This is a genomic window from Pseudomonas sp. LFM046, from assembly GCF_000949385.2.
GTDB lineage: Bacteria > Pseudomonadota > Gammaproteobacteria > Pseudomonadales > Pseudomonadaceae > Metapseudomonas.
Map to the genome: position 1 here is coordinate 840,492 of NZ_JYKO02000001.1, position 10,837 is coordinate 851,328.

The 10,837-nt window shown below is 64.2% G+C and carries 12 protein-coding genes; 7 read left to right on the forward strand and 5 right to left on the reverse strand.

What is annotated here, in order from left to right:
- The first annotated feature begins 17 nt into the window (after positions 1 to 17).
- Together TQ98_RS03975 and TQ98_RS03980 are read left to right on the forward strand one after the other, a co-directional pair.
- Positions 18 to 578 (forward strand): response regulator transcription factor, encoded by a 561-nt coding sequence (locus TQ98_RS03975; RefSeq protein ID WP_044872114.1) that lies wholly within the window; start codon positions 18 to 20, stop codon positions 576 to 578.
- A gap of 201 nt (positions 579 to 779) precedes the next feature.
- Positions 780 to 1,721, forward strand: coding sequence for an AEC family transporter (locus TQ98_RS03980; protein ID WP_044872113.1), 942 nt, complete (start codon positions 780 to 782; stop codon positions 1,719 to 1,721).
- A 55-nt stretch (positions 1,722 to 1,776) separates the two neighbouring features.
- Here TQ98_RS03980 and TQ98_RS03985 read toward each other — a convergent pair whose 3' ends face one another.
- The 5 genes from TQ98_RS03985 to gatC form a co-directional block, all read right to left on the reverse strand.
- Positions 1,777 to 2,154: a carboxymuconolactone decarboxylase family protein gene (locus tag TQ98_RS03985; RefSeq protein WP_044872112.1), complete on the reverse strand. Its 378-nt coding sequence runs from the start codon at positions 2,152 to 2,154 to the stop codon at positions 1,777 to 1,779.
- 13 nt (positions 2,155 to 2,167) lie between these two features.
- Positions 2,168 to 2,560, reverse strand: coding sequence for a septal ring lytic transglycosylase RlpA family protein (locus TQ98_RS03990; protein ID WP_044872111.1), 393 nt, complete (start codon positions 2,558 to 2,560; stop codon positions 2,168 to 2,170).
- 98 nt (positions 2,561 to 2,658) lie between these two features.
- Positions 2,659 to 4,104 carry an Asp-tRNA(Asn)/Glu-tRNA(Gln) amidotransferase subunit GatB gene (gatB, locus tag TQ98_RS03995; RefSeq protein ID WP_044872110.1) on the reverse strand — a complete coding sequence of 482 codons (1,446 nt, stop codon included), beginning with the start codon at positions 4,102 to 4,104 and terminating at the stop codon, positions 2,659 to 2,661.
- 11 nt (positions 4,105 to 4,115) lie between these two features.
- Entirely contained in the window at positions 4,116 to 5,567 is a 1,452-nt protein-coding gene (gene gatA, locus TQ98_RS04000) for an Asp-tRNA(Asn)/Glu-tRNA(Gln) amidotransferase subunit GatA (RefSeq protein WP_044872109.1), read from the reverse strand.
- A gap of 14 nt (positions 5,568 to 5,581) precedes the next feature.
- Positions 5,582 to 5,869, reverse strand: coding sequence for an Asp-tRNA(Asn)/Glu-tRNA(Gln) amidotransferase subunit GatC (gene gatC / locus TQ98_RS04005; RefSeq protein WP_044872108.1), 288 nt, complete (start codon positions 5,867 to 5,869; stop codon positions 5,582 to 5,584).
- A 218-nt stretch (positions 5,870 to 6,087) separates the two neighbouring features.
- Here gatC and mreB point away from each other — a divergent pair, with 218 nt between their 5' ends.
- The 5 genes from mreB to rng are packed head-to-tail and all read left to right on the forward strand — an operon-like array spanning position 6,088 to position 10,814.
- Positions 6,088 to 7,125: a rod shape-determining protein MreB gene (gene mreB, locus TQ98_RS04010; protein ID WP_103102876.1), complete on the forward strand. Its 1,038-nt coding sequence runs from the start codon at positions 6,088 to 6,090 to the stop codon at positions 7,123 to 7,125.
- Between the two features lie 33 nt (positions 7,126 to 7,158).
- The gene (gene mreC / locus TQ98_RS04015) at positions 7,159 to 8,220 is read left to right on the forward strand and encodes a rod shape-determining protein MreC (protein ID WP_082073182.1); all 1,062 of its coding nucleotides are present in this window, start codon (positions 7,159 to 7,161) and stop codon (positions 8,218 to 8,220) included.
- Complete coding sequence (mreD, locus tag TQ98_RS04020) at positions 8,220 to 8,708, forward strand: rod shape-determining protein MreD (RefSeq protein ID WP_044872104.1); 489 nt, start codon at positions 8,220 to 8,222, stop codon at positions 8,706 to 8,708. Before mreC ends, mreD begins: the two co-directional genes overlap by 1 nt.
- A gap of 51 nt (positions 8,709 to 8,759) precedes the next feature.
- On the forward strand, positions 8,760 to 9,350 hold the full coding sequence (locus TQ98_RS04025) for a Maf family protein (RefSeq protein ID WP_044872103.1): 591 nt from the start codon (positions 8,760 to 8,762) through the stop codon (positions 9,348 to 9,350).
- A 6-nt stretch (positions 9,351 to 9,356) separates the two neighbouring features.
- A complete protein-coding gene (rng, locus tag TQ98_RS04030) occupies positions 9,357 to 10,814 on the forward strand; it encodes a ribonuclease G (RefSeq protein ID WP_044872102.1) in 1,458 nt (485 codons plus the stop codon).
- Positions 10,815 to 10,837 lie beyond the last annotated feature (23 nt).

A 10,837-nucleotide genomic window follows, 5' to 3' on the forward strand; every position in this document is an offset into this window, starting at 1 on the left:
GACGAAGAGGAAGTGAGATGACTGACGAACCCCTGATCGAAGGCGAAGAACAACCCCACCTGCTGCTGGTGGATGACGACGCCACCTTTACTCGCGTGATGGCCCGGGCCATGGCGCGTCGCGGTCTGCGGGTGTCGGTGGCCGGTTCCGCCGAAGAAGGCCTGCAGATGGCCAAGGAAGACCTGCCGGACTACGCCGTGCTGGACCTGAAGATGGACGGTGACTCCGGCCTGGTGCTGCTGCCCAAGTTGCTGGAGCTGGATGCGGAAATGCGCGTGGTGATCCTCACCGGCTATTCGAGCATCGCCACGGCTGTGGAGGCCATCAAGCGCGGCGCCACCAACTACCTGTGCAAACCGGCCGACGCTGACGACGTGCTGACCGCGCTGCTCTCCGAGCACGCGGACCTGGACAGCCTGGTTCCGGAAAATCCCATGTCGGTGGATCGTCTGCAGTGGGAGCACATCCAGCGTGTGCTGGCCGAGCACGATGGCAACATCTCCGCCACCGCCCGCGCCTTGGGCATGCACCGCCGGACCTTGCAGCGCAAGTTGCAGAAGCGGCCGGTGAGGCGCTGAGCCGATCTCGATCTGCCTCGCTCTTTTGTGGGGGCGAATTCATTCGCCAAGGGACACGCAGTGTCCCCCTTCAATCCAGCGAGGCAGACCTTCGACCTGCTTGGCGAATGAATTCGCCCCTACAGATAGCCCCGCGAAAGCCACTTTTCCCTCGCAGTTGGTATCCTTAGCCGCCTAACTATTCCCGCGCCAAGGTTGCCCATGCTCGCCGTCGTCCAGCAGACCCTCAGCATCACCGCGCCGGTGTTCTCCATGCTGTTCCTGGGCGTGGGCCTGAAGCGTCTTCGCTGGATCGATGCCGCCTTCATCAACACGGCCTCCTCGCTGGTGTTCAAGGGCACCATGCCGACGCTGCTGTTCCTCGGCATCGTGCAGGCCGACCTGCGCGCGGCGTTGCAACCGGCGCTGATCGCCTATTTCGTCGCTGCAACCCTGGTGTGCTTCCTGATCGGTTGGGGCTGGGCGATCCTGCGTTGCCCACTGGAAGACCGGGGCATCTACACGCAGGGCGCGTTTCGCGGCAACAACGGCATCGTCGGCCTGGCACTGGCCACCAGCATGTACGGCGACTACGGCCTGTCGGTGGGGAGTATCCTCGGCGCGGTGGTGATCCTCAGCTACAACACCCTGTCTTCCATCGTCCTGGCCATCTACAGCCCGAATGCCAAGACCGACCCCCTGAGCCTGGCCAAAAGCATCTTCAGCAACCCGCTGATCATCGGCGTGCTGGTCGCAATTCCGGTGGCGTACTGGCAATTGCCATTGCCGCACTGGTTGATCACCTCGGGTGAATACTTTGCCCAGATGACCCTGCCGCTGGCGTTGATCTGCATTGGCGGCACGCTGTCGCTGGACTCCCTGCGCTCCAGTGGCAGGATCGCCATCAGTGCCAGTCTGATGAAGATGGTCTGGCTGCCGATCCTGGCGACATTGGGGGCCTGGCTGTGCGGATTCCGTAATGCCGACCTGGCAATCCTGTTCCTCTACTTCGCCAGTCCGACCGCTGCTGCAAGTTTCGTGATGGCTCGGGCGGTGAACGGCAACCACGAGCTGGCGGCAGCCATCATCGTGGTGACCACTCTGGCGGCGGTGGTGACCACCAATATCGGGTTGCTCGTGCTGCAGTGGGCGGGCTGGGTCTGAGGCCGGCGCGAGCGGGTTACGGTAGGGTGGGCTGAAGCCCACCCTGCGGGGAATTTCAGGCCTTCTGGTAGTCGTCGATGACTTCCTGGGCGGCGCGGAAGGCGTCGATGGCGGCGGGAACACCGGCATAGACGGCGCAATGCAGCAGGGCTTCGCGGATTTCTTCGACGGTGCAGCCGTTGTTCAGCGCGCCGCGCACGTGGCCCTTGAGTTCCTGGGGGCATTTCAGGGCGGTGAGAGCAGCCAGGGTGATCAGGCTGCGGGTCTTGCGCGGCAGGCCATCGCGATTCCACACGCCACCCCAGGCGTGTTCATTGACGAAGTCCTGCAGCGGCTGGGTGAACGCGGTGGCGTTGCCCATGGCGCGGTCGACGAAGGCGTCTCCCATCACTTCGCGACGGACTTGCAGGCCGGGTTTGCGTTCTTCGCTCATTGTCATTCTCCAGTCAGTCGAGGGATTCCACTCGCACCGGCGCCACGCCGCTACGCAGCATGCCGAGGGCTTCGGCGGCCTTGCGGGAAAGGTCGATGATGCGCGAGCGGGAATAGGGGCCGCGATCGTTGATGCGGACGACGACGGACCGGTCGTTCCGCAGATTGGTGACCCGCACGCGGGTGCCGAAGGGCAGGGTGCGATGGGCGGCGGTCAGGTCATTCTGGTTGAAGCGCTCGCCGCTGGCGGTGCGTTTGCCCTGGTGCCGGGCGCCGTAATAGGACGCCTTGCCTTCGGCGCGGTATTCACCGGAGGGCGTTTCGCTTTCACGTTCGCGTTCGAAGGGTGAATAGGCGCAGCCGACCAGCAGGCTGGTGAAGGCAAGAAGACAGAGCAGACGCTGCATGCTGAAGGCTCCTATCGAATCCTGGGGGCGATCGAAAAGGGGAGGTGGCATTTGCCCATCTCCCCTTCAGGTTTCGACCGTCCCCAGTGCTGTCAGATTCAGCTTTCGAGCTTCTTCTTCAGCAATTCGTTCACCTGGCCCGGGTTGGCCTTGCCTTTGGACGCCTTCATGGCCTGGCCGACGAAGAAACCGAACATCTTCGCGCGCTTGGCTTCGTCGCTGGCACGGTACTGTTCGACCTGGGCGGCGTTGGCGGCCAGCACTTCATCGAGCATGGTTTCGATGGCGCCGGTGTCGGTGACCTGCTTCAGGCCTTTCTTCTCGATGATCTCGTCGGCGGAGCCTTCACCGGCGGCCATGGCTTCGAAGACCATCTTGGCGATCTTGCCGGAGATGGTGTTGTCCTTGATGCGCAGGATCATGCCGCCCAGTTGATCGGCGGAAACCGGCGACTGGTCGATCTCCAGGCCGTCCTTGTTGAGCAGGCTGGCCAGTTCGACCATTACCCAGTTGGCGGCCAGTTTGGCGTCGCCGCAGGCCTTGAACACGGCTTCGAAGTAGTCGGCCATCTCGCGGCTGGCGGACAGCACGCTGGCGTCGTAGGTGGACAGGCCGAACTCGCTCTGGAAGCGCTCGCGCTTTTCGGTCGGCAGCTCCGGCAAGCCCGCGCGGATTTCTTCGAGGAAGCTCTTCTCGATCACCACCGGCAGCAGGTCGGGGCAGGGGAAGTAACGGTAGTCGTTGGCTTCTTCCTTGCCGCGCATGGAGCGGGTCTCGTCCTTGTTCGGGTCATACAGGCGGGTTTCCTGGACGACCTTACCACCATCCTCGATCAGCTCGATCTGGCGCTGGATCTCGTGGTTGATGGCCTTCTCGATGAAGCGGAAGGAGTTGACGTTCTTGATCTCGGCGCGGGTGCCGAACTCGGCCTGGCCTTTCGGGCGTACCGAGACGTTGCAGTCGCAACGCAGCGAGCCTTCGGCCATGTTGCCGTCGCAGATGCCGAGGTAGCGCACCAGCGCGTGGATGGCTTTGACGTAGGCCACGGCTTCCTTGGCGCTGCGGATGTCCGGCTCGGAAACGATCTCCAGCAGCGGAGTGCCGGCGCGGTTCAGGTCGATGCCGCTCATGCCGTGGAAGTCTTCGTGCAGGCTCTTGCCGGCATCTTCTTCCAGGTGCGCGCGGGTGATGCCGATGCGCTTGACGGTGCCGTCTTCCAGGGTGATGTCCAGATGACCCTTGCCGACGATCGGATGCTCGAACTGGCTGGTCTGGTAGCCCTTGGGCAGGTCCGGATAGAAGTAGTTCTTGCGGGCGAAGACGTTCTTCTCGGCGATTTCGGCGTCGATGGCCAGGCCGAACTTGCAGGCCATGCGCACGGCTTCCTCGTTCAGCACCGGCAGGGTGCCGGGCATGCCGAGGTCAACCAGGCTGGCCTGGGTGTTGGGCTCGGCACCGAAGGTGGTGGCGCTGCCGGAGAAGATCTTCGATTGGGTGCTGAGCTGTGCGTGGATTTCCAGCCCGATCACTGTTTCCCATTGCATGTGAGTCGTCCTCAGAATCCGGCCGGAGCGTGTTTGTGCCAATCGGTCGCCTGCTGGTACTGGTGGGCGACGTTGAGCAGGCGGCTTTCCTGGAAGTAGGGCGCCAGCAGCTGGACGCCGACCGGCAGGCCATCGACGAAACCGGCGGGCATGGAGAGCCCTGGCAGGCCAGCGAGGTTCGCGGTGATGGTGTAGATGTCTTCCAGGTATTGCGCGACCGGGTCGTTGTTCTTCTCGCCGAGTTTCCAGGCCGGGTTGGGCGTGGTTGGCCCGAGGATCACGTCGACTTCGCCGAAGGCTGCCATGAAGTCGTTCTTGATCAGGCGGCGAATCTTCTGCGCCTTCAGGTAGTAGGCGTCGTAGTAGCCGGCGGAGAGGGCATAGGTGCCCACCATGATGCGGCGCTTCACTTCGGTGCCGAAGCCTTCGGCGCGGGAGCGCTTGTACAGGTCTTCCAGGTTCTGCGGGTTTTCGCAGCGATAGCCAAAACGCACGCCGTCGAAACGCGACAGGTTGGAGGAGGCTTCCGCCGGTGCGATCACGTAGTACGCCGGGATGGCGTGCTGCATGTTCGGCAGGCTGACTTCCTTGACGGTGGCGCCGAGCTTCTTCAGCTCTTCGACCACGGCGAGCACGGCGTCGGCGATGCGGCTGTCGAGACCAGCACCGAAGTATTCCTTCGGCAGGCCGATGCGCAGGCCGGCGAGCGGCTGGTTCAGGCTGGCCAGGTAGTCATCGACCGGCTGGTCGACGCTGGTGGAGTCCTTGGGGTCGAACCCGGCCATGGCGCCCAGCATCAGGGCGCAGTCCTCGGCGGTGCGAGCCAGCGGGCCGCCCTGATCGAGGCTGGAGGCGTAGGCGATCATGCCCCAGCGGGAAACCCGGCCGTAGGTGGGCTTGATGCCGGTGAGGTTGGTGAAGGCGGCCGGCTGGCGGATCGAGCCGCCGGTGTCGGTGCCGGTGGCGGCAGGGACCAGGCGCGCGGCCACGGCCGCGGCGGAACCACCGGAGGAGCCGCCAGGCACGCGGTCCAGGGCCCAGGGGTTCTTCACCGCGCCGTAGTGGCTGGATTCGTTGGAGGAGCCCATGGCGAACTCGTCCATGTTCAGCTTGCCGAGGCTGACGGCGCCGGCGGCCTTGAGGCGGGCGACCACGGTGGCGTCGTAGGGCGCCTTGAAGCCGTCGAGGATCTTCGAGCCGCAGCTGGTCAGCACGCTTTCGGTGCAGAACAAGTCCTTGTGGGCGATGGGGGCGCCGAGCAGGGCGCCTTGCTCACCAGCGGCGCGCCGTGCGTCGGCTGCCTTGGCCTGGTCGATGGCCGGCTCGTCGGTGATGCTGATAAAGCTGTTCAATTGCGGATCGAGCTGATGGATGCGTGCCAGCAGGCTGCGGGTCAGCTCTTCGGCGGAGAATTCCTTGGCGGCGAGGCCGCGGGCGATCTCGGCGAGGGTCAATTGATGCATGGGAAACCCTTTCCTTATTCGATGACTTTGGGCACGAGGTACAGACCGTCTTCGACGGCCGGCGCGATGGACTGGTAGGCGTCGCGGCGATTTACCTCGGTGACGCGGTCGGCGCGCAGGCGCTGGGTGGCGTCCAGCGGGTGGGCCATGGGCTCGATGCCGTCGGTGTTCACGGCTTGCATCGCGTCAATCAGGCCGAGGATGTTGTTCAGGGTCTCGGTGGTACGCGGGATATCGGCCTCGTTCAGGCCCAGTCGGGCGAGATGGGCGATTTTTTCCACGTCGGAGCGTTCAAGCGCCATCGGGGGTCTCCAACTAGAAGCGGCCTGCGTGAGCAGTTGACCGTGCGGGAATCGAGCGGGGAACGGTGCTGCGAACGGGCGGTCAAAGGCCGCGATGATGAGCCTTGGCGGCCCGGAAAAACAGGCAATTTAACATATCGGCGCCTTGCCCAAAATCCCCGTCATTGTTAGAGTTTGCCGCACTTTTTTACCCACGCGTTGCCTAGGGTCCCTCTCCCATGTTCAAGAAACTGCGTGGCATGTTTTCCAGCGATCTGTCGATCGACCTGGGCACTGCCAATACCCTGATTTACGTGCGCGAGCGCGGTATCGTCCTCAACGAGCCTTCCGTGGTCGCCATCCGTAACCACGGCAACCAGAAGAGCGTGGTCGCCGTTGGTACCGAAGCCAAGCGCATGCTGGGCCGTACTCCTGGCAACATTTCCGCCATTCGTCCGATGAAGGACGGTGTGATCGCCGACTTCAGCGTCTGCGAGAAGATGCTGCAGTACTTCATCAACAAAGTGCACGAAAACAGCTTCCTGCAACCGAGCCCGCGCGTCCTGATCTGCGTGCCCTGCAAATCCACCCAGGTAGAGCGTCGTGCCATCCGTGAATCCGCCCTGGGCGCCGGCGCCCGCGAAGTCTTCCTGATCGAAGAGCCCATGGCCGCAGCCATCGGCGCCGGCCTGCCGGTGGAAGAGGCCCGTGGCTCCATGGTCGTGGACATCGGTGGTGGCACCACCGAAATCGCCCTGATCTCCCTGAACGGTGTGGTCTACGCCGAATCCGTACGTGTGGGTGGCGACCGTTTCGATGAGTCCATCGTGACCTACGTGCGCCGCAACTACGGCAGCCTGATCGGCGAATCCACCGCTGAGCGTATCAAGCAGGAAATCGGCACCGCCTACCCGGGCGGCGAGATCCGCGAAATCGACGTTCGCGGCCGCAACCTGGCTGAAGGCGTACCGCGCAGCTTCACCCTGAACTCCAACGAAGTGCTGGAAGCCCTGCAGGAATCCCTGGCGACCATCGTCCAGGCCGTGAAGAGCGCCCTGGAACAATCTCCGCCGGAACTGGCTTCCGACATCGCCGAGCGCGGCCTGGTGCTGACCGGTGGTGGCGCGCTGCTGCGCGACCTGGACAAGCTGCTGGCCCAGGAAACCGGCTTGCCGGTGATCGTCGCCGAAGATCCGCTGACCTGCGTCGCCCGTGGTGGCGGCCGCGCACTGGAAATGATGGACCGTCACGCGATGGATCTGCTCTCCACCGAGTGACGGTGGGGAGCTTCAGTGCCATAGGAGCGGGCTATTAAACCGCTATTCGCTAAGGGACCTTCGCTCGGCGTGCGCCTGTTGGTGTTCGCCGTGCTCTCGGCTGCGCTGATGGTAGTCGACGCCCGGTTCGAAACCCTGAAGCCAGTGCGCAGCCAGATGGGGCTGGTCCTCACGCCTTTCTATTGGCTGGCTGACCTGCCGGTTCGCGTCTGGGACGGGGTGAGCGACCAGTTCACCAGCCGCAGCACGCTGATCGCCGAGAACGAGAAGCTCAAGGCCGAAGCCCTGCTGATGCAGCGCCGCCTGCAGAAGCTCGCCACCCTGACCGAGCAGAACGTGCGCCTGCGCGAACTGCTCAACTCCTCCGCGCTGGTGGACGAGAAAGTGCTGGTTGGGGAGCTGATTGGCGTCGATCCCAACCCCTTCACCCACCGCATTCTGATCGACAAGGGCGAGAAGGACGGCGTGTTCCTTGGCCAGCCGGTGCTCGATGCCCGCGGCCTGATGGGCCAGGTGGTGGAGGTGATGCCTTACACCGCCCGTGTCCTGCTGCTGACCGATACCACGCACAGCATCCCGGTGCAGGTGAATCGCAACGGCCTGCGCGCCATTGCCAGCGGCACCGGTAATCCCGAGCGCCTGGAGCTGCGCCACGTGGCCGACACCGCCGATATCAAGGAAGGCGACCTGCTGGTCAGCTCCGGCCTTGGCCAGCGCTTCCCGGCGGGTTACCCGGTGGCCACGGTCAAGGAAGTCATCCACGACTCCGGCCAGCCTTTTGCCATCGTTCGCGCCGTGCCCACTGCCGCATTGAACCGCAGCCGCTACATGCTGCTGGTGTTCAGCGACACCCGCAGCCCGGAAGAGCGCGCCAACGACGCGGCCAAGGCCCAGGAGGCCGCCGATCGAGAGGCTGCGGCGCAACCTGCCGAGGGTAGTGCGCCGCTGGCTGGTCAGGCGACGACCGCTGCACCCAATGCAGCTGCTACGCCCGCCGCACCGGCTGCCGGGACGCCAGCGCCCGCGTCCGGCGCGTCTGCCCCCGCCGCTCCCGCCAAGCCGCAGGCTGCACAGAACACCCAGGAGAGTCACTGATGGTCGGCCAGCGTTCGAGAAATGGCTGGGTCATCTGGGTCAGCCTGATCCTGGCCCTGGTGCTGAGCGTCGGGCCGGTACCCAGCTTCATGGAAATGGGGCGGCCGCTCTGGCTGGCACTCTTCCTCACATACTGGACCCTCGCCCTGCCGCATCGTGTGGGCATGACCACCGCCTGGGTGCTGGGGCTGGCGGAAGACGTGCTCTACGGCACCCTGCTCGGGCAGAACGCCGCGATCCTCACCCTGATCACCTTCCTGGTGCTGACCCTGCACCAGCGCCTGCGTATGTTCCCCATGTGGCAGCAATGCCTCGTGCTCCTCGTTGTCTTCGGCCTGGCCCAGCTGGTGCAGCTGTGGCTCAATGCCCTCACCGGTAATCGTCCCCCGACCCTGGTCTTCCTGCTGCCCGCACTGGTCAGCGCGCTGCTCTGGCCTTGGGTGTATGCCGCCTTGCGCGGTACGAGTCGCCGCCTCAACGTCAACTGATCGGCTTGCGGCCATGTCGCAAGCCTCTGTCTTCGACAGGGAGAAGTCCGCATGGCCACGCTGTATCTGGCTTCGGGGTCGCCGCGCCGGCGCGAATTGCTGGCGCAGATCGGCGTTCCCCATGTCACCCTGATCGCCTCCATCGATGAATCCATCCTGTCCGGCGAAGGTGCGTCCGCCTATGTAGAGCGCCTGGCCCGGGAGAAAGCCCTGGCCGGCCTCGCCAGCCTGGCTGAGCCTGGCGACGCCTGCGTGCTGGGTGCCGATACCGCGGTGGTGCTGGAGGGGCGCATCCTCGGCAAGCCAGCGGACCGGGAGGATGCCCTGGCTACCCTGGCGCTGTTGTCCGGTCGCGAGCACGAGGTGCTTACCGCCGTCGCCTTGGCCGACCGGGATCGCTGCGAGTCGCAAGTCGTGTCCAGCCGGGTTCGTTTTCGCCCCATTTCCCGAGCCGAGCTGGAGTCCTATTGGGCCAGCGGCGAGCCCGCCGACAAGGCAGGCAGCTACGCTATCCAGGGGCTGGGTGCGGTTTTCGTCAGTCGCGTCGAAGGTAGTTATTCAGCGGTGGTGGGATTACCGCTGCTGGAAACGGCCGAGATGCTCGCCGGGTTCGGCATTCCTGTTTGGCAGCACCTGGGATAGGTCAGCATGAGCGAAGAGATTCTGATCAATATCACGCCGATGGAATCGCGCGTGGCAGTGGTGGAAAACGGTGTGCTGCAGGAGGTGCATGTCGAGCGCACCCAGCGTCGCGGCATCGTCGGCAACATCTACAAGGGCAAGGTGGTGCGGGTGCTGCCGGGCATGCAGGCGGCCTTCGTCGACATCGGCCTGGACCGCGCGGCCTTCATCCACGCCTCCGAGATCAGCACCCGTGAAGGGAGTGCGGTGGAGAGCATCAGCGCCCTGGTCCACGAGGGCCAGAGCCTGGTGGTGCAGGTCACCAAGGACCCCATTGGCAGCAAGGGCGCGCGCCTGACCACCCAGCTGTCCATTCCGTCCCGTTACCTGGTGTACATGCCGCGCACCAGCCATGTCGGCATTTCGCTGAAGATCGAAGACGAAGCCGAGCGCGAGCGCCTCAAGCAGGTTGTGGCCGATTGCATCGCCGCCGAGGGCATCGAAGAGGCCGGCGGCTTCATCCTGCGCACCGCCGCCGACGGCGCCCGTGCCGACGAAATCCTGGTGGACATCCGCTACCTGCGCCGTCTCTGGGAGCAGATCTCTTCCCAGATGCAGACCGCCCCCGCGCCTTCGGTCATCTATGAGGACCTCAGCCTGGCCCTGCGTACCCTGCGGGACCTGGTGAATCCGCGCATCGAAAAGATCCGCATCGACTCGCGGGAGACCTTCCAGAAGGTCAACCAGTTCGTTGATGAACTGATGCCGGAAATTGCCGACCGCCTGGAACACTACCCCGGCGAGCGGCCGATCTTCGACCTCTATGGCGTCGAGGACGAAATCCAGAAGGCCCTGGAGCGCAAGGTTCTGCTGAAGTCCGGCGGCTACCTGATCATCGACCCCACCGAGGCGATGACCACCATCGACGTGAACACCGGCGCCTTCGTCGGTCACCGCACCCTTGAAGAAACCATCTTCAAGACCAACCTGGAGGCCGCCACCGCCATCGCCCGCCAACTGCGCCTGCGCAACCTGGGGGGAATCATCATCATCGACTTCATCGACATGGAAGATGAAGAGCACCAGCGCCAGGTGCTGCGGACCCTGGAAAAACAGCTGGAACGCGACCACGCCAAGACCAACATCATCGGCATCACCGAGCTCGGCCTGGTGCAGATGACCCGCAAGCGTACCCGCGAAAGCCTGATCCAGGTGCTTTGCGAACCCTGCTCCAGTTGCCAGGGCCGGGGGTTGCTGAAGACTGCGGAAACCATCTGCTACGAGATCTTCCGCGAGATCCTCCGGGAGGCCCGCGCCTACCAGGCAGAAGGTTATCTGGTGCTGGCCAACCAGAAGGTCGTGGACCGTCTTCTGGATGAAGAGTCGGGGAACGTCGCCGATCTTGAAGCCTTCATTGGGCGACCCATCAAGTTCCAGGTGGAAACCATGTATTCCCAGGAACAGTACGATGTGGTCCTGCTCTGAGGCGCTGAACTGAGTGGAAGCCT